The organism is Thermotoga sp. Mc24, assembly GCF_000784835.1.
In the GTDB taxonomy this organism is placed as follows: domain Bacteria; phylum Thermotogota; class Thermotogae; order Thermotogales; family Thermotogaceae; genus Thermotoga.
Genome location: NZ_JSFH01000004.1, coordinates 60,096 through 77,889, shown reverse-complemented (window position 1 = coordinate 77,889; position 17,794 = coordinate 60,096). Strand labels below are relative to the sequence as shown.

Below are 17,794 nucleotides of genomic sequence, written 5' to 3'. Positions count from 1 at the left end.
CTGGAGAACAACAAAAGATACCATCATCAAAATGATGAGGGCGAAGACAAGCACGAATCCATTATTCCACATAGCCTATGTAAGGAAGGTTTCGATATTTTTCATCGATGTCGAGTCCGTAACCGACCAGGAATTTGTCGTCCACTTTGAATCCCACAAAATCGAGGGGCACTCCGTGATCGTGAACGGTTTTTTCTATGAGACTCACTATCCTGAAATCTCTTGGGTTGTATTTTTTCAGGTATCGAACTATGTGCTGCAAGGTGAGTCCGGTGTCAACGATGTCTTCCACAAGAAGTACGTATTCATCGTGTATGGATTCATCTATCCAGGATTTCACTCTGATCCTTCCTGTTGAAGAGGTACCTTGATAACTCGAGACATGAATGAAAGAATACTTGACGTTCAGTTTCCTTATGTTCAACATGAGGTCGCTGAAGAAGTGTATGGATCCCTTCAAGATGCATACAGCGTGTATGGTGTCTGTTTTGCCCAGATAGTACTCTTCTATTTCCCGTGCCAGTTCCCTGATCCTCTCCTTGAGAGTCTCTTCGTCTATCAACACCTTTATCATCACTGCACCTCCATGACGACAACTTTTCTTTCTTTCGGCTTTTCAAAGAGCTCGAGGATGTTCCCTACACGTTCGTACGAATCGAAGAGTTTCAAAAAATCATCAACGAGCAGGAGATTGAATTTCAGGTACTTCGTCTTGTAGTGCATTGGAATGATGATTTTCGCGTTCAGCAAATCCGCTACTTCTTTCGCTTCTCTTGGTCCAACGGTGTAAGTTCCACCAACGGGTACCAACAGGACATCGACCTCGCCTATCTCTTTTACCTGAGTAGGAGTGAGCACGTGTCCAAGGTCTCCCAGGTGACATACCTTTATGCCTTCTCCTTCGAAAACGAAGACGATGTTTTTGCCTCTTTCTCTTCCATGAGAGGGATCGTGAAAGGTCTCCACTCCTTTTATTCTTATGCCGTTCACGGTGTAAGTACCGGGACTGTCTATCACACGAAAGTTGCCCTTCACAAGGTGGTGGGCGTTGTGATCGAAGTGCTGGTGACTTTCCGTTACAACGTCGGCGGTTATGTTTGGTATGGGATATCCCACACTCTCATCGAAAGGATCTGTAACGATCGTTTTCCCTTCCATCTCTAAGGCGAAGCACGCATGCCCAAACCAGGTGATCTTCATAGCGATCCCCCCTCAATCCACCCTCAACACCCGTATGGTGTTCGTCGTTCCCACCTTTCCTGGAACACCGGAAGTGAGAACCACCAGATCTCCTTTTTTTGCAAAACCCATCTCTTCTACTTTCTTCAGTCCTTTCTCGATGAATTCCAACTCCTGAGAGCATTTTTCGGCGAGAACGGGTATCACTTTCCTCACGAGAGAAAGTCTGTAGTAAGTCTTCTCTTCAGGTGTCAGGGCCACAATGGGTTGGGAAACGTTGTACTTTGAGACACGAATGGCGGTACTACCGGATATGGTTGGTGTAATGATCAACTTTGCGTTCAAAGAATCAGAGAGCTGCCAGCAGGCGTGTGATATAGCCTCAGATATGTCGCTGGTGTCGTATTCTATCGTTCTGAAAAATTCCAGCTTTTTCTCGGCCTCTTCCGCTACTTTGCTCAACACTTTTATGGCTTCCAGAGGATGTTTTCCGACCGCTGTTTCCGCTGTGAGGAGCAGGGCGTCCGCTCCATCGAAGATGGCGTTGGCTATGTCGGTGACCTCTGCCCTCGTGGGGAACGGATTTTCTATCATCGATTCGAGTATTTGAGTTGCGACTATAACCGGTCTGGAGTAGTACTTGGAGAGTTTGATGATTTCCTTTTGAACGATGGGCACTTCCTCTATTGGTATCTCTACTCCCAGGTCACCGCGTGCGACCATGATCCCATCGCTCACTTTTATTATCTCTTCGAGGCGTTCCAGGGCCTTTTTCGTTTCTATTTTGGAGATCACAGGTGTTTCCTTTCCGTGTTTTCTGATCTCTTCTTTCGCTTTGAGCACATCCTCCGGCTTTCTCACAAAGGAGAGAGCGAAGAATTCAACATCGTGTAGTGTGCCGAGTTTTATGAATTCCCTGTCTCTGTCTGTTAAGGATTCCACTGAGAGATCGGCTGTTGGTACGTTCACACCTCTTCTGTGTGTGATTCTTCCCCCCACCTTTACCACTGCTTTCACATCTGTTTCGGTTGTCTCTATTACCTCAAGTACTATCTCTCCATCGCTCAGTAGAATAGTGTCTCCTTTCTTCACATCCTTTGGAAGAGAGTTGAGATTCACTGAGACCCTGTGTTCGTTTCCCAAGATCTCCTCTGTAGTGAGAGTGAAGATCTGGCCCTCTTTCAATTCTACAAACTCTTTTTCGAGATATCCAGTTCTGATCTTCGGACCTGCAAGATCGATCAGAATGGCTACGGGTTTTTTCTTTTTCTCTCTCAGCTCTTTGATTTTGAGTATTTTCTGTTCCTGTTCGTTCCAGTCGCCGTGTGAGGTGTTTATTCTAAAAACGTTCACTCCAAGATCTATCATCTTTTCTATCATTTCGTAGCTGTCTGTCCTCGGTCCAACCGTACACACGATCTTTGTGCTTCGCACGATTTCACCCCGTTCATGAAAGCATATAGGCTATTTCGTAGAGTTTTTTGTCGATCGTTTTCTTAGTGGAGAGGGCTTCCATTATGGGGACTCTCACGAGTTTGTTACCCTGAAGAGCTATCATCACATCCACCTCTCCATCCAAAAGGGCATCGACCGCTTCAACTCCCATACTCAGCGCCAGTCTTCTGTCGAAAGCCGTTGGAGAACCGCCTCTCTGTACATGGCCGAGGATGGTGATCCTCGTTTCGTATCCTATCCTGTATTCAAGGTGCCTTGCGACGGTGTAGGCACTTGCTGCTCCTTCGGCGACTATGATTATGCTGTTGATTTTCCCTCTTCTTCTTTCTTCGAGGATCCTGTCGGCGAGCTGTGAATAATCCACAGGAATTTCTGGTACTATGATGGCTTCCGCACCGGTGACCAGTCCCGCCATGAGGGCGATGTAGCCGGAGTGTCTCCCCATGACTTCCACAATGAAGGCTCTCTCATGCGAGCTAGCGGTGTCCTTGAGTTTTTGCACGGCGTCCATCACCGTGTTCAAACACGTGTCCACACCTATGCACATGTCGGTCAATCCGATGTCGTTGTCTATGGTCGCTGGGATACCGACAACGGGTATTTTGTGCTCTTCGTAAAGAAGATGAGCGCCGGTGAGACTCCCTTCACCACCTATGACAACAAGCCCTTCTATACCATGTTTTTTTATCTGTTTTGCAGCGAGTTCTCTACCCTCTTCTGTCTTGAACTCCTCACATCTGGAAGTTCTCAGAATAGTTCCACCCTTTTCTGTGATTCCTGCCACATCTTTGTACTCGAGTTTTACAAAGTCACCGTCGATTAGACCAGAATAACCTCTTCTCACTCCGATCACTTCCAGCCCCTGCCTGACACCGTACCTGACCACGGCCCTCACGGCTGCATTCATTCCAGGTGCGTCTCCGCCGCTTGTAAGCACTGCTATCTTCTTCAAGGCAATCAGCCTCCCCGTGAACTGTTTGTTCTCTTCAATGAGAGTTTAGCATATACGTCAAAAGTGATAAAATGTACATGGGTTCCCTATGTCAATTTACCACTTCTCTGTGATATTAACAAACTCTGAATCTTGGTGTAAGGAGGATTAAAATTTTGAAGTGGGAAACTTTAATTGAGGGAAATGAACTGGAGATAAAAATGGTCGAGGATATATTGAAAGAAAATGGAATACCTCACGTAGTTGAAACGTGTGATAATGTTACACCGCGGGCGATTTTTGGCTCCTCAGCCCTCATGGTGATAAAGGTTCCAGAGGAATTTTTGGAAGAAGCAAAGAGAATTCTGGAGGAGATACGAGAATGAAAAGAACGCCTCTATTTGAAAAGCACGTTGAACTCGGAGCGAAGATGGTGGATTTCGCGGGCTGGGAGATGCCCCTTTATTACACGTCCATATTTGAAGAAGTGAAAGCAGTTAGAGAATCAGTTGGAATGTTCGATGTGTCACACATGGGGGAATTTCTCGTTAAGGGACCCGAGACAGTTTCTTTTATTGATTTCATCATAACGAACGATTTTTCTTCACTTCCAGAGGGCAAAGCGCTTTACTCTGTCATGTGCAATGAAAACGGTGGAATCATCGATGATCTTGTTGTGTACAAAATGAGTCCTGATGAAGCTCTCATGGTGGTGAACGCGGCAAACATTGAAAAGGACTTCAACTGGATAAAATCCTATTCAGAGAATTTCGACGTTGAATTACTGAACATCTCAGATACTACCGCACTCATAGCGTTTCAGGGTCCCAAGGCACAGGAGACCCTTCAGGAGCTTGTTGAAGACAGTCTTGAGGAGATTACCTATTATTCTTTCAAAAAGAGCATTGTAGCCGGTGTAGAGGCTCTTGTTTCGAGAACAGGATACACGGGCGAAGACGGCTTCGAACTGATGGTTGAAGCGGAAGATGCACCGAAAGTTTGGGACGCACTGATGAATCTGCTCAGAAAAGTTGGCGGCAGGCCCGCAGGACTCGGAGCGAGGGATGTTTGTCGACTCGAGGCGACTTACTTGTTGTATGGTCAGGACATGGATGAGAACACGAATCCTTTCGAAGTGGGACTTTCCTGGGTTGTAAAACTGGACAAAGACTTCGTGGGGAAGGAAGCTTTGTTGAAAGCAAAGGAAAGAGTCGAGAGAAAACTCGTGGCACTTGAGCTTTCTGGAAAAAGAATAGCAAGAAAAGGCTATGAGGTTTTAAAGAATGGAGAGAAAGTGGGAGAGATCACAAGTGGCAACTTCTCTCCAACTCTTGAAAAATCGATAGCGCTGGCTCTCGTTTCAAAATCGGTGAAGGTTGGAGACCAACTGGAAGTGGTGTTTCCTGGAAGAAAGTTTGTAGATGTTCTGGTAGTAAAAAAACCATTTTACAGAGGCAGTGTGAGAAGGGAGGTTTGAAGATGAAAAAGTACACGAAAACTCACGAATGGGTGGCAGTTGAGGACAAAGTGGCAACGGTTGGAATCACGAATCACGCTCAGGAACAGCTCGGCGATGTGGTCTACGTGGATCTTCCTGAAGTCGGTAGAGAGGTGAAAAAAGGGGAAGTTGTGGCGAGTATAGAATCCGTGAAAGCCGCGGCGGATGTGTACGCTCCTCTCAGTGGAAAGATTGTGGAGGTGAACGAAAAACTCAATGCCGAACCCGAACTCTTGAACAAAGATCCAGAAGGAGAAGGCTGGCTTTTCAAAATGGAAATGTCCGATGAGAGTGAACTCGAGGATCTTCTTGATGAACAGGCTTATCAGGAATTCTGTGCTCAGGAGTAGTTTCTCATAGAAATCCGGAGGTGTCCCGATGAACTATCCTTACATTCCCCACACGGATGAAGACATCCGTGCTATGCTGGAGTTCATAGGAGTTTCTTCCGTAGAAGAACTGTTCTCTTCGATTCCTGTTTCTGCCAGGTCGTCTCTGAATCTGCCGAAGTCCAAAGATGAATTCAGTGTTTTCAAGCGTTTGAAAGAGATCTCTGAGATGAATACCTCTCTCGAAGACTACGCTGTCTTTCTTGGTGCTGGTGTTTATAAAAGGTACGTTCCCACGGTTGTTTACGATCTTGCGATGAAGCCTGATTTTCTCACCGCTTATACACCGTATCAGGCGGAGGTATCCCAAGGGACTCTTCAGGCTCTGTTCGAATACCAAACCATGATATGTGAGCTGACGGGAATGGAAGTGGCGAACGCATCCATGTACGATGGAGCCACCGCACTGGCGGAAGCGGCTCTGATGAGTTTTAGACTCACTGGAAAAGAGAAGGTTGTTGTGGCAAGGTCCGTTCATCCTGAGTACAGGGCAGTTTTGAGAACTTATCTTGAAAAAAGAGGTTTCACTGTAGTAGAAGCCGGATACGACGAAACGGGAAGGGTCTTGTTAGAAGAGGTCGATGAGGAAACAGCGGCGATAGCCATTCAATATCCCAATTTCTTTGGAATCATAGAAGATCTCGATTATGTCAGAAGCCGATCGGGTAACGCTCTGCTGATAGTGGTTGTAGAACCAGTTTCGCTCGCTCTTCTAGAACCTCCAGGAAGCTACGGAGCAGACATCGTGGTTGGTGAAGGCCAGTCGTTGGGACTTCCCATGTGGTTCGGAGGATACTCTCTTGGGATCTTTGCCACAAGAGAAAAATACGTGAGGCAAATGCCAGGAAGATTGATCGGACAGACCGTAGATCAGGACGGCAGTGTAACCTACACCATGATCCTTCAGACCAGAGAACAGCACATAAGGCGCGCCAGAGCTACTTCGAACATATGTTCCAACCATGCCCACGCTGCTCTGATTGCGGCGGTTTACATGAGTGTGATGGGCCCTGATGGTCTAAAAGAGGTAGCCAGGCGTTCTTACAGCGCCGCTCATTACCTCCAGGAAAGATTGGAAGATATGGGATTCAAACTGTGCTTTTCGGGAGAATTTTTCAGCGAGTTCGTTTTCAACGTGCCGGAGGATTATCCTGAGCGATGGAAGAGAATGATGGAGAAAAGAATCCTCGGGCCATTACCTCTGAAAGGATTTTATCCAGAACTTGGAGACACAGCACTTGCGTGCGCTACAGAAGTGACCTCGAAAGAGGATATAGAAAAACTCCTGGAGGCGATGAAATGACGATATTTGAAAGGTCTAAAAAGGGTAGAAAGGCGTATCGGCTTCCCGAGAGCGATATTCCAGAATATTCTCTTCCGAATCGATTTCTCAGGAAGACCCCTCCAGAACTTCCCGAAGTGAGCGAGCCTGATGTGGTGAGGCACTACACCGATCTCGCCAGAAAGAACTACTCTGTGGATCGTGGAATCTATCCCCTCGGTTCCTGCACTATGAAGTACAATCCCAAATTGAACGAAAAAGTTGCGAATCTCGAAGGATTCAGAGAGATACACCCGTACCAACCTGCTGAAACTGTTCAGGGCAGTCTTCGGCTCATGTATGAACTGAAAGAAATGTTGTGCGAGATAACAGGAATGGATGATATGACACTTCAACCCGCTGCCGGAGCTCACGGAGAGCTCACGGGAATGCTGATAGTGAGAGAGTACTTTAAAAGCAAAGGGGATACTGGGAGAAAGAAAGTTCTCGTACCGGATTCTGCCCACGGTACCAACCCAGCATCCGCCTCGATGGTTGGTTTTGAGGTAGTGGAGATAAAGAGCAAAAACGGTATGGTGGATGTGGAAGATCTGAAAAAACTACTGGATGAAGAAGTGGCCGCGGTGATGCTCACAAATCCAAACACACTTGGACTCTTCGAAAAGGACATTCTGAAAATAGCGGAAATGACGCATGAGTGCGGTGCTCTTCTCTATTACGATGGTGCGAACCTCAATGCGATCATGGGTAAAGTGAAACCAGGAGATATGGGATTTGACATCGTTCATCTGAACCTGCACAAGACGTTCTCTACACCTCACGGAATGGGAGGACCTGGATCTGGGCCGGTTGGTGTGAAAAAGCATCTGGTGGATTTTCTGCCTTTCCCCCAGGTGAGGAAGAACGGAGAACTTTACGAGCTCTTCGTTCCGGAAAAGACCATAGGGCGTGTGAGGAGTTTCTTTGGGAATTTCCCGGTTCTCGTAAAAGCGTACACGTACATTCTCACAATGGGAAGAGATGGCCTTGAAAAGGTGAGTGAAATGGCCGTTTTGAACGCGAACTACTTGAAGAAAAAAATAGAGAAGTTCCTTGAGATTCCATACAATGGGTTCTGTATGCATGAATTCGTGGCGAGCGCGGAGAAAGTGTTCAGGGAAACCGGTGTAAGAACACTGGATATTGCGAAGCGAATACTGGACTTTGGTGTGCATCCTCCAACGGTTTACTTTCCACTCATCGTTCCGGAAGCACTCATGATAGAACCAACTGAGACTGAAAACAAAGAAACACTGGATAAGTACGCCGAAATTCTCGAAAGGGTGGTAAAAGAAGCCTATGAGAATCCCGATGTTTTGAAGAACGCTCCCCACAACACACCGATTCGAAGGGTCGACGAGGTTCTCGCTTCGAAGAAACCCGTGTTCAGGTGGAGGGGATAGTATGAAGTACTTTGTCGAAACCGATAAGGCTCCAAAGGCCATAGGTCCGTACTCTCAAGCGGTCGTCGTTGGAAACACGATGTTCGTTTCGGGTCAGATTCCTATAGATCCAGAAACTGGTGAGCTTGTTCAGGGCACAATAGAGGAAAAGACGGAGAGAGTTCTGGAGAATCTGAAAGCAATACTTGAGGCGGGTGGTTTTTCCCTGAAAGACGTTGTAAAGGTGACGGTGTTCACAACCAGTATGGAATACTTCCAGAAGGTCAACGAGGTGTATTCTAAATACTTTGGAGATCACAGGCCTGCCAGATCGTTTGTGGCTGTTTCTCAGCTCCCGAGAAATGTAGAAATAGAAATAGAAGCGATCGCTGTGAAGGAAGGGGAGTGAAAGATGTATCTTCAGGATGTGATAATGAGGCTGAACGAGTTCTGGGCATCCAGAGGTTGTCTTTTGGAACAACCTTACGATATGGAAGTCGGTGCCGGGACGTTTCATCCCGCTACGTTCTTTGGGAGTCTGAGAAAGGGTCCATGGAGAGTGGCTTACGTTCAGCCGAGCAGGAGACCAACCGATGGTAGATATGGAGAGAATCCCAACAGGTTGCAGAGGTACTTCCAGTACCAGGTGATCATAAAACCCTCCCCTGAAAACTCTCAGGAACTGTATCTTGAGTCCCTGGAGTACCTCGGGATAAACCTGAAGGAACACGATATCAGATTCGTGGAAGACAACTGGGAGTCTCCCACCCTTGGAGCGTGGGGCATTGGCTGGGAAGTGTGGTTAGACGGCATGGAGATAACCCAGTTCACGTATTTCCAGCAAATTGGTGGAATTTCCCTGAAAGACATTCCGCTCGAGATAACCTACGGACTGGAAAGGATCGCCATGTATCTTCAGGGAGTCGATAACGTCTACGAGGTACAGTGGAATGAAAACGTGAAATACGGTGATGTGTTCCTTGAAAACGAAAGAGAATTTTCGGTTTTCAACTTCGAAGAAGCCAACGTAGGACTCCTTTTCAGGCATTTCGATGAATACGAGAAGGAGTTTTACAGACTTGTGGAAAAAAATCTCTACCTTCCCGCTTACGATTATGTGTTGAAATGTTCTCACACGTTCAACCTTCTCGATGCACGCGGAGCGATAAGTGTGTCTCAGCGACAAACCTATGTGAAGCGTATCCAGGCGATGGCGAGAAAGGTTGCGAGGGTTTTTCTGGAGGTGCAGGTTAATGAGAACAGCTCTGCTTGAGGTGGGACTCGAGGAACTCCCCGCGAGCGAATTCCGAAGTATTCTGAGGCAGCTCGAGGAAAGATCGATTGAACTTCTCAAAGCGTACAGAATCTCCTCCGGGTCTGTTGAAGTCTTCGTTGGGAGCAGACGTTTTGGTGTGATTCTCAAGAATCTCCCGGAGAGACAGGAGGATTTTACAGAAGAGAAGAAAGGTCCCCCACTGAACGTTGCATACGATGAAAACGGTAAACCGACTAAAGCACTCGAGGGGTTTTTGAGAAGCAACAACGCTTCCTTAGAGAACGTGGTTCACAGGGAAGGGTATGTCTATTTGTCCCGCGTTGTCGAAGGAAGACCTGTCGAAGAGGTTCTCCCAGATCTGTTCAGAGATCTCGTTTTGGGTTTGAATTTTAGGAAACCCATGAGGTGGGGTTCCGGTGAACACGAATACATCAGACCTGTTCACTGGATAGTAGCGATGGTTGATGGAAGAGTCCTTGACCTGGAAATCTTCGGTCTTAAATCGTCCAGAATTTCTTACGGAAAAAGGTATCACGCTGGATCGATCGAAATTCCCGATCCAGAGAGGTACTATGAGTCTCTCAAAAAGGGATTTGTGATTTCTTCTCACCTGGAGAGAAAAAAATTTGTCCTCGAACAGATCAACGAATTTGAAGAAAAAAGTGGCATGAAGATTGAAAGCGACGAAGAACTCATCGAAGAGATAGTGGCAATAACGGAGTATCCCAGGATCGTTGTTGGACAGTTCGATCGAAAATATCTTGAACTTCCAGAAGAGATCATAGTGACTGCTGTGAAACATCATCAACGTTCTTTTATAGCACATAAAGAGACCCTGACGAACACCTTCGTGGCTTTTCAGGACGGTCCACAGCCACCAGAGAACGTGGTCAAGGGATATGAGAGGGTCATAAACGCTCGGCTGGAAGACGCGCGATACTACTTTCAGAAGGATCTCGAAACTTCATTGGAAAGTATGAATGAAAAGCTCAAAGAAATCGTTTTTCAAGAAAAACTTGGGACACTGTACGATAAAGTAGAGAGGATAAAGAAAATATCACAAAAACTCTGCGAAGATCTGGAATTTCCAGAGGCGTTCACGCAGAAAGTACTGAAAGCCGCTTCTATATGCAAAGCGGACATTGCCTCAAAAGTGGTGTACGAGTTCCCGGAGCTCCAGGGTGTTATGGGCAGGATCTATGCCATGAGGGAGGGAATAAGCGAAGAAATAGCGACAGCCATAGAAGATCACTATTCCGAAAAACCACGAACAGTGATAGGTTCCATCCTTGGAATAGCGGATAGAGTCGACACCATCGTTGGAAATTTCGCCATAGGCAATGTTCCCACGAGTTCTAAAGATCCGTATGGTCTGAAAGGCAAAGTTGACACGATCTTCAGGATCATAAGAAAAAACGAGTGGGATATTTCCTTAGGAGAGCTCCTCGCTTTCGCTTCTTCTCTGGTGGAATATCGTCTTTCTGAAGAACTGGAAACCTTCTTTGCAGGCAGGTTCTACCAGTTTCTGGTCAACGAACTTGGAATATCCTTCGATGTGGCAAGAGCGGTGAACCATCTGTGGAAAAGCCCCCTTCGCGGGATTCTCTCTGCGGAAGCCCTCCAGGAGATCTCTGAAAAACCCGAGTTTCAGGATCTGTTCGTTGGATTCGAACGTGTTCACAACATAACGAAGAATCACAATTCTACCAGATTCGACGGAGCTCTCTTTGAGAAAGAAGAAGAGAAAAAGCTGATGAACAAATTCTACGAAGTCAAAGAAAAAGTTTTGAAAGCTCTGGAGAGGTTGAACTACCGCGAGGCACTTCAACATCTGATCGAGCTGAAACCTTACATAGACGAGTACTTTGACAACGTCTTTGTGATGGTGAAGAGGGACGATTTGAGGGTGAACAGGTTAGGCTTTCTGAAAAACATCGACGAACTCTTCATGATGGTAGGAGACATGACTTACTTAGTCAAGAGATCTCAGGTATAGATCCAATAATTTCTGAACGGTTTCCTCGAACGAAGATCTTTCGAATACACCCTGTTTCAGGAAGGAATCGATCTCGTCTTTCATTTCCACGGCTTTGTCAACGAGCGGATTGGTTCCGCTCTTGTAAGCACCGATTTCAATCAGGTCTTTTGCGGATTCATAAGCCGACATCAGCGATCGGAGGCGGTTCGCCGCCTCTTTGTGTTCTTCAGTGACGATATCGTTCATCAACCTGCTCACGCTTGCAAGAACGTCGATCGCAGGATAGTGGTTAGATTCGGCGAGCCTCCTTGAAAGAATTATGTGTCCATCCACGATGGATCTGACAGTGTCGGAAATGGGTTCGTTGAAGTCGTCCGCTTCGACGAGCACGGTGTAAATCGCTGTTATGCTACCTCTGTCTGAGTTTCCTGCTCTTTCGAGTATCTTTGGAAGGCCGGCAAAGACACTTGGTGGATACCCTCTGGTGGTGGGGGGCTCTCCCACTGCGAGTCCCACTTCTCTCTGTGCCATGGCCCACCTGGTGAGAGAATCCACCATTAGAAGAACATCATATCCCAGATCTCTGAAGAATTCCGCTATGCTGGTGGCGGTGAGAAGAGATTTCACTCTGGCAAGGGCGGGCTGGTCGGAGGTTGAGACCACCAGTATGGACCGTTTCAGTCCTTCCTCTCCCAGATCCCTCTCTATGAATTCTCTGACCTCTCTTCCTCGCTCCCCGATGAGAGCCAGTACACTAACATCAGCTGTTGTGTTTCGTGCGATCATTCCAAGAAGTGTGCTTTTTCCAACACCACTGCCCGCGAAGATGCCTATTCTCTGACCTTTACCTATGGTTATGAAACCATCTATCGATCGTATACCCACCGGCAGAGGATCTTTTATTCTTCTTCTTTTCAGAGGATTTGGAGGGTTGTTGGTCAGGGGATACCTGTCTTCCGGAACAAAGGGCTTTCCATCTATTGGACGGCCCAGACCATCGAACACCCTTCCGATCATCTTTCTGCTGACACCGACTTCGAGTACTTTGTTAGTCCTGATGACTTCACATCCCATCTTCAATCCGGAGACATCCTCGTAGGGCATGAGAATAACACTTTCTTCCTTGAAGCCCACCACCTCTGCAAGGGCGTTCTTACCGTTCTGAAGTGAGATTTTGCACATTTCTCCAAGAAAAGCATCGGGTCCTTTTGATTCCACGGTGAGACCCACCACTCGTGTGACTCTTCCGTTGAATTTATTAAAATCTTCTTCATTCAGTTTCTTTTTCAGTTCTTTCAGTATGTCCTTCAAATCCTACCACCTCTTCGAAAATATCCTCCACGAGTTCCCATTGATGAGAGAACGTTTTGTCCAGAATACCAAAATCTGTCTCAACGATGACTCCTCCTCTTTCTACATTGGGATCCGGTATCAATGCTTCTTTGCTGACTTCACTGAGATCCAGTTTTTTCGCGTCTTCTGGATTTATTCTGATCTTCACATTTTTGATACCCACCACTTTTGATAAGGCGCTCCTCAACTTTCTTTCTGCTGTCGACTCATCCATCTCCTTTTCGAGGATCTTTTTGAAGAGGATCTTGAGTATATCGAGAAGTTCTGGAAGAATTTCTTCTATTTTCTGGTTTATCCGTTTCTGGATCTCTTCCTTCAAGCTAAGAATGTATTTTTGGAGATCTTTCCTCATTGTTTTGGCCTCTTCTAAAACTCTCTTTGTTTCGAGCTTTAAAGCTTCAGCTTCACTGGAGGCGTTCTTCAAGATTTCTTCTGCGTCTTTTCTGGCACTTTCAACTATTTTTCTGGCCTCTTCCTGAGCTTCAGAGATGATCTTTTCTCTCATTTCTTTGATCTTCTGGATCTCTTCTGCTGTGTTCTCTTTTGTTTTTTCTTCTTCCACTCTTTCTTCTTTTTCTATTTTTCTTGGAAGGTCTATGTAGAACACCTCATCCTTTCTGAGAAGCATACTACATGATCAACTCCTCTCCGCCACCTCTTGCAATGACGATCTCGCCAGCCTCCTCCAGCCTTCTTATGATGTTTATTATCTTCTGCTGAGCTTCCTCTACATCCTTGAGCCTCACAGGCCCCATGTATTCGAGTTCATCTTTCAGCAACGCAGCGGCTCTCTTTGACATGTTCTTGAATATCTTCTCTTTCAGTTCGTCGGAGGCTCCTTTCAAAGCGAGGGCCAGGTCCCTCGTATCCACTTCCCTCAACACAAGCTGTATCGATCTGTCGTCGAGCTTCAGAATATCTTCGAAAACAAACATCCTTCTTCTTATCTCGTCGGCCAGTTCGGGGTTCTCCTGAACCAGCTTGTCCATGATTTTCTTCTCAGTGGTTCTATCCAGACTGTTCATGATCTCTGCGGCCGTATCGATTCCACCCACCTTGCTGAACGTTCGACTCACAAATCCAGAAATCTTTTTCTCCAGATTCCTTTCTATCTCTTTAACAACTTCTGGAGAGGTACGTTCGAGTAGAGCAATTCTCTTCAAAACTTCGATCTGAAGTTCTTCAGAGAGCGCTCCAAGGATCTGGGCCGCGACTGGGGGATCAAGGTAACTCAAAACAACCGCTATGGTCTGCGGATGTTCACTCTGGAGGAAATTCACAAGCTGGATGGGATCTGTGTCTCTTACAAAACTGAAAGGCTTGACCTGCAAGGAGGAAGTTAACCTTTCTATGATTTTTCTTGCCCTTTCAGGCCCGAATGCCTTTTCCAGAACCTTTTTTGCGTACTCTATACCACCCTCTGATATCATCTCTTTTGCTTTGGCGAGGCTCAGAAATTCTTCCAAAACCTGCTTTTTTTCTTCTGGAGAAACCCTTCCAATGTTTGCGATTTCTACCACCAGTTGTTCCACTGTTTCCTCGTCAAGGTGTTTCATCACCTGGGCTGCTTTTTCGGGTCCAAGGGCCACCAGAAGAACTGCGGCTTTTCTTCTGCCATCGATCTTTTTCTCGGGCATATCCTCATCCCCTTTCGAAGAACCACAACCGGACTATCTCGGCGATATCGGAGGGTGAACGGGAAAAGATGTTCTCCAGCTCTTCCACAAGTTCGAGCAGCTCCTTTTCTTCTGGCGATACCTCTTCTTCCTTCAATTCCTCCTGAAGAATCTCTTTTACCTCTTCTTCCAATTTTCTTCTCCGTTCTTCTGCGAGTTTCCTTGCCCTTATTCTTCTTATCTGGATGATCACAAGATAGATGAGTATGAACGTGAGAAATCCAAGCAGGGCTATTCCCACCGAATACAGGACGAACCTTCTTCTCGTTTCAATCTGCTTCAGTTCTTCCTGAAGAACCCTTTCGATGGAACGATCGAATGGCAAAAAGGCAACCGCGACGCTGAGAGAGGCGGAAGACGTTATGGATCCTACACCTTTTTCTACGAGATCGTTTATCACACTGCTCCAGTCACTGCTGTTTTGAAGAACAGAAGAAGAAGCATCGATTATGACAGCGACGGAAAGCGAAGAGATTTCTCCTTCGCGGTTCTGTATTATCTTCTGGTACACTTCGTTCAATTCGTAGTTGGTGATGGTATGGGTTCGTTCGTAGGTACTCGTTCCTTCGGACGTGGTTGATGGATAAGTGAGAGGCGGTATGTTCGAATCCGTCCCCGCTGGTCCTCCGGTTGGAGGAAGGTTTTGGCTCTTCTCCACCTGCGTTTCCTGACTTCTCACCAAACCTTCTCTTCTGGCAGGCGCTTCGTACTTTTTCATCTCTGTTTCTATCTTGGACCAGTTGATCGATATGTCGGGTATTACCTCCACCCTTCCAGGGCCGAAAACGCTTTCCAGTGCTTTCTTTATTTTACTTTCGTAGTATTTCTCAAGCTGTTGCTTCAATTCCAGTTTGCTGGAGGCGAGGAAGGTTTCTTCGTCTGTTTCTAACATATCGCTCAGCGATCTGGAGTAGTTATCCACTATCCTCACGTTCTCCGGTTTCAACCCCTCAACAGCCCCCGAGACGAGCTCAGCGATTCCTCTCACCTGTTCACGGGTGAGTTCTGCACCGGGCTCCAAGACCACGAGAACTGATGCTCGGGGTTCTGCCATCTCACCACGAACGTAGTAGGTGTACTTCGGAAGGACCAAGTGAACTCTCGCGTCTTTCACACCTTTTATCGTCATGATGCTTCTTTCGAGTTCTTCCTGTAAAGCGATCTGATATTTGACCTGCTTGTCGAAGCTCGTGGCTCCGAAAGAGTTTTCACTGAGTATAGAAAAACCTTTCCTTGAACTTCCAAGAACTCCTTCAGATGCCAGTTTCATCCTGAGCTCATAAACGTTGTAACTGTCGGGAACGTATATATCTCCTCCAGGGGACACTTTGTAAGGAACGTTCATCTCCTCGAGTTTCTGGATGATCACACCCGCTTCATCTTCATTGAGACCAGCCACGAGGAGTCTGTAGTGAGGGGTGGATGCCACGACGGCAAACAGGATGATCGTTACCAAAAGGGCAACACCTGTTCCTCCTACGAGGAATTTCCTCTCCCGAGACATAGAGTTCCATATGTCTGCTATTTTCTTCCACAGATCTCTCAAACGTTCAAAAATGTTCATAGAGTGATTCACCTCTCGTTAAATTTTACCACGTGATATAATTTTCAACATGAGAATAGAAGTGGTCAACGTCTCTCATATCTTTCACAGAGGAACACCTTTAGAGAAAAAAGCGCTCGAGAACGTGAATCTCGTTATCAACGAGGGAGAGTGTATCCTTGTTGCTGGGAATACGGGATCTGGGAAGTCAACCCTTCTTCAGATTGTAGCAGGTTTGATCGAACCCACTTCAGGTGCTGTGCTTTACGACGGAGAAAGAAAGAAAGGTTACGAGATAAGAAGGAGCATAGGAATCGCTTTTCAGTACCCTGAGGATCAGTTCTTCGCAGAGAGGGTTTTTGACGAAGTGGCTTTTGCCGTGAAGAACTTCTATCCAGATAGAGATCCTGTTCCTCTAGTGAAAAAAGCGATGGAGTTCGTGGGATTGGATTTCGATTCTTTTAAAGACAGAGTGCCGTTTTTCCTGTCCGGTGGTGAGAAGAGACGGGTAGCGATCGCTTCCGTGATTGTTCATGAACCGGATATTCTCATCCTCGATGAGCCTCTTGTGGGGCTGGACCGGGAAGGGAAGACAGACCTTCTGGGGATTGTGGAGAAGTGGAAGACTCTTGGAAAGACGGTCATCCTTATCTCTCACGATATTGAAACAGTGATGAATCACGTGGATCGTGTGGTGGTACTTGAGAAAGGAAAGAAGGTCTTTGATGGGACCAGAATAGAATTTCTTGAAGAATACGATCCCCGATTTTTCACAAGCAAGATGCTGATTATGAGAAAATTAGTTTTGAAGGGAGAATATCCCTTCTCGATGAGCGACGATGAACTTTTGGAAAGGGTGTGCAATTCATGAGATTAGATTTGTTTCTTAAGATTTCGGTGGTGAAGAGAAGAACGGTTGCCCAGAAACTGCTGAAAGGACAGAGAGTTTTGGTGAATGGAAGACCCGCGAAGGCCTCCTACGAGGTAAAAGACGGAGACATCGTAGAGGTGCTTTTACCAGCGAAGAAAATAACCTTAAGGGTCGTAGGAAACGGAGGCTATGAAATCCTCAGTGAGGAGAGAGTGAGTAAACCCTTCTGATCTCTCCGTTGAAGTCTATCAACAGACTATCGGGGTTTATCTTCACGATTTTTCCCTTCTTTCCTTCCAGAAATACGAAATCTCCTTCTTTTTGAAGAAGATATCTCTTCCAGATCCTCGTCAAAGACTCTTTTTTCTTTGAATACTTTCTAAAGATCACGCGTGCGTTTTTCAATATCGACTCCATGAGTTTTATGATACTGATTTCTTTCCCTGTGATCTCTTTCAGGTTGATCGCTCTCGTTTTCAACTCGACCGGGATCTCGTTGTTCACGTTCATACCCACTCCCACAACAACTGCGAGAGGTTTTACACCTTCAAAAATTCCCTCTGAAAGAATTCCCGCGAGCTTTCTTCCGTTTATGTACACGTCGTTGGGCCACTTTATGTTCGCGTGTATTTTCATGTTTTCGAGAGTCTTCACAATTGCTACTGAGAATACCCTCGTGTAAAACGAAAGCTCCAGAGGTTTCCTCGGTTTGAAAAGCACCGAAAACCATAGTCCACCCTTTGGAGAGTGCCAGTGCCTTCCGTTTCTTCCATATCCAGAGGTCTGCTCTAACGCGACAACCACCGTGCCGTCGGGATAGAATCGGCAATTTTCCTTCAAGAAACGATTTGTGGAATCTATGGATTCAAAAGAAATGATCTTTTCTCCTATCAATCTCTCTCCCTCCCGTGCTACAATTCTAACAAACAAAGAGAGGGGGGG

General features: G+C 46.3%; 19 protein-coding genes. 10 read left to right on the top strand and 9 right to left on the bottom strand.

The annotated features are described in order from the left end of the window. Positions 1–61: 61 nt before the first annotated feature. The 4 genes from hpt to pfkA are packed head-to-tail and all read right to left on the bottom strand — an operon-like array spanning position 62 to position 3,586. A complete protein-coding gene (hpt, locus tag MC24_RS01125) occupies positions 62–574 on the bottom strand; it encodes a hypoxanthine phosphoribosyltransferase (RefSeq protein ID WP_038051781.1) in 513 nt (170 codons plus the stop codon). Beyond that, the gene (locus tag MC24_RS01120) at positions 574–1,200 is read right to left on the bottom strand and encodes an MBL fold metallo-hydrolase (protein ID WP_038051773.1); all 627 of its coding nucleotides are present in this window, start codon (positions 1,198–1,200) and stop codon (positions 574–576) included. Before MC24_RS01120 ends, hpt begins: the two co-directional genes overlap by 1 nt. Positions 1,201–1,212: 12 nt before the next feature. Next, positions 1,213–2,613, bottom strand: a complete 1,401-nt coding sequence (gene pyk, locus MC24_RS01115) for a pyruvate kinase (protein WP_038051770.1) — start codon at positions 2,611–2,613, stop codon at positions 1,213–1,215. 13 nt (positions 2,614–2,626) lie between these two features. Then, positions 2,627–3,586 (bottom strand): 6-phosphofructokinase, encoded by a 960-nt coding sequence (gene pfkA, locus MC24_RS01110; protein WP_012310715.1) that lies wholly within the window; start codon positions 3,584–3,586, stop codon positions 2,627–2,629. A 155-nt stretch (positions 3,587–3,741) separates the two neighbouring features. Between pfkA and MC24_RS01105 the strand changes: the two genes are divergently transcribed. From MC24_RS01105 to glyS, 8 genes are read left to right on the top strand one after another with little or no spacing between them, the layout of a single operon-like run. Further along, a complete protein-coding gene (locus tag MC24_RS01105; protein ID WP_038051768.1) occupies positions 3,742–3,951 on the top strand; it encodes a putative signal transducing protein in 210 nt (69 codons plus the stop codon). After that, positions 3,948–5,042, top strand: a complete 1,095-nt coding sequence (gene gcvT, locus MC24_RS01100) for a glycine cleavage system aminomethyltransferase GcvT (protein WP_038051765.1) — start codon at positions 3,948–3,950, stop codon at positions 5,040–5,042. Before MC24_RS01105 ends, gcvT begins: the two co-directional genes overlap by 4 nt. Beyond that, positions 5,039–5,413 (top strand): glycine cleavage system protein GcvH, encoded by a 375-nt coding sequence (gcvH, locus tag MC24_RS01095; protein WP_156104995.1) that lies wholly within the window; start codon positions 5,039–5,041, stop codon positions 5,411–5,413. The genes gcvT and gcvH overlap by 4 nt, the downstream gene beginning before the upstream one ends. A gap of 28 nt (positions 5,414–5,441) precedes the next feature. Next, positions 5,442–6,755: an aminomethyl-transferring glycine dehydrogenase subunit GcvPA gene (gcvPA, locus tag MC24_RS01090; protein ID WP_038051759.1), complete on the top strand. Its 1,314-nt coding sequence runs from the start codon at positions 5,442–5,444 to the stop codon at positions 6,753–6,755. Next, positions 6,752–8,176: an aminomethyl-transferring glycine dehydrogenase subunit GcvPB gene (gene gcvPB, locus MC24_RS01085; protein WP_038051757.1), complete on the top strand. Its 1,425-nt coding sequence runs from the start codon at positions 6,752–6,754 to the stop codon at positions 8,174–8,176. Before gcvPA ends, gcvPB begins: the two co-directional genes overlap by 4 nt. 1 nt (position 8,177) lies before the next feature. Beyond that, positions 8,178–8,564, top strand: coding sequence for a RidA family protein (locus MC24_RS01080; RefSeq protein WP_038051753.1), 387 nt, complete (start codon positions 8,178–8,180; stop codon positions 8,562–8,564). Between the two features lie 3 nt (positions 8,565–8,567). Further along, positions 8,568–9,428: a glycine--tRNA ligase subunit alpha gene (locus MC24_RS01075; protein WP_038051750.1), complete on the top strand. Its 861-nt coding sequence runs from the start codon at positions 8,568–8,570 to the stop codon at positions 9,426–9,428. Continuing rightward, complete coding sequence (gene glyS, locus MC24_RS01070; protein WP_038051746.1) at positions 9,409–11,427, top strand: glycine--tRNA ligase subunit beta; 2,019 nt, start codon at positions 9,409–9,411, stop codon at positions 11,425–11,427. Before MC24_RS01075 ends, glyS begins: the two co-directional genes overlap by 20 nt. Here glyS and fliI read toward each other — a convergent pair. From fliI to fliF, 4 genes are read right to left on the bottom strand one after another with little or no spacing between them, the layout of a single operon-like run. Beyond that, positions 11,404–12,720: a flagellar protein export ATPase FliI gene (gene fliI, locus MC24_RS01065; protein WP_038051737.1), complete on the bottom strand. Its 1,317-nt coding sequence runs from the start codon at positions 12,718–12,720 to the stop codon at positions 11,404–11,406. The genes glyS and fliI overlap by 24 nt on opposite strands. Then, complete coding sequence (locus MC24_RS01060; RefSeq protein WP_038051734.1) at positions 12,680–13,390, bottom strand: FliH/SctL family protein; 711 nt, start codon at positions 13,388–13,390, stop codon at positions 12,680–12,682. Before MC24_RS01060 ends, fliI begins: the two co-directional genes overlap by 41 nt. Before the next feature lies 1 nt (position 13,391). Beyond that, complete coding sequence (fliG, locus tag MC24_RS01055; RefSeq protein WP_038051730.1) at positions 13,392–14,399, bottom strand: flagellar motor switch protein FliG; 1,008 nt, start codon at positions 14,397–14,399, stop codon at positions 13,392–13,394. 4 nt (positions 14,400–14,403) lie between these two features. Further along, on the bottom strand, positions 14,404–16,002 hold the full coding sequence (fliF, locus tag MC24_RS01050) for a flagellar basal-body MS-ring/collar protein FliF (protein WP_038051727.1): 1,599 nt from the start codon (positions 16,000–16,002) through the stop codon (positions 14,404–14,406). 49 nt (positions 16,003–16,051) lie between these two features. Between fliF and ecfA2 the strand changes: the two genes are divergently transcribed. Both ecfA2 and MC24_RS01040 read left to right on the top strand, forming a co-directional pair. After that, on the top strand, positions 16,052–16,852 hold the full coding sequence (gene ecfA2, locus MC24_RS01045) for an energy-coupling factor ABC transporter ATP-binding protein EcfA2 (protein ID WP_038051724.1): 801 nt from the start codon (positions 16,052–16,054) through the stop codon (positions 16,850–16,852). After that, positions 16,849–17,082, top strand: coding sequence for a S4 domain-containing protein (locus MC24_RS01040; protein WP_038051721.1), 234 nt, complete (start codon positions 16,849–16,851; stop codon positions 17,080–17,082). The genes ecfA2 and MC24_RS01040 overlap by 4 nt, the downstream gene beginning before the upstream one ends. Here the strand turns inward: MC24_RS01040 and MC24_RS01035 are convergent. Further along, positions 17,051–17,746, bottom strand: a complete 696-nt coding sequence (locus MC24_RS01035) for a biotin--[acetyl-CoA-carboxylase] ligase (RefSeq protein WP_038051711.1) — start codon at positions 17,744–17,746, stop codon at positions 17,051–17,053. The genes MC24_RS01040 and MC24_RS01035 overlap by 32 nt on opposite strands. Between the last annotated feature and the right edge of the window lie 48 nt (positions 17,747–17,794).

Coding starts and splice junctions, on each gene's coding strand:
- MC24_RS01080 (WP_038051753.1), top strand. CDS start 8,178: ATGAAGTACTTTGTCGAAACCGATAAGGCTCCAAAGGCCATAGGTCCG.
- gcvPA (WP_038051759.1), top strand. CDS start 5,442: ATGAACTATCCTTACATTCCCCACACGGATGAAGACATCCGTGCTATG.
- MC24_RS01040 (WP_038051721.1), top strand. CDS start 16,849: ATGAGATTAGATTTGTTTCTTAAGATTTCGGTGGTGAAGAGAAGAACG.
- fliG (WP_038051730.1), bottom strand. CDS start 14,399: ATGCCCGAGAAAAAGATCGATGGCAGAAGAAAAGCCGCAGTTCTTCTG.
- ecfA2 (WP_038051724.1), top strand. CDS start 16,052: ATGAGAATAGAAGTGGTCAACGTCTCTCATATCTTTCACAGAGGAACA.
- gcvT (WP_038051765.1), top strand. CDS start 3,948: ATGAAAAGAACGCCTCTATTTGAAAAGCACGTTGAACTCGGAGCGAAG.
- MC24_RS01120 (WP_038051773.1), bottom strand. CDS start 1,200: ATGAAGATCACCTGGTTTGGGCATGCGTGCTTCGCCTTAGAGATGGAA.
- glyS (WP_038051746.1), top strand. CDS start 9,409: ATGAGAACAGCTCTGCTTGAGGTGGGACTCGAGGAACTCCCCGCGAGC.
- MC24_RS01075 (WP_038051750.1), top strand. CDS start 8,568: ATGTATCTTCAGGATGTGATAATGAGGCTGAACGAGTTCTGGGCATCC.
- gcvPB (WP_038051757.1), top strand. CDS start 6,752: ATGACGATATTTGAAAGGTCTAAAAAGGGTAGAAAGGCGTATCGGCTT.
- hpt (WP_038051781.1), bottom strand. CDS start 574: ATGATAAAGGTGTTGATAGACGAAGAGACTCTCAAGGAGAGGATCAGG.
- MC24_RS01060 (WP_038051734.1), bottom strand. CDS start 13,390: ATGCTTCTCAGAAAGGATGAGGTGTTCTACATAGACCTTCCAAGAAAA.
- fliF (WP_038051727.1), bottom strand. CDS start 16,002: ATGAACATTTTTGAACGTTTGAGAGATCTGTGGAAGAAAATAGCAGAC.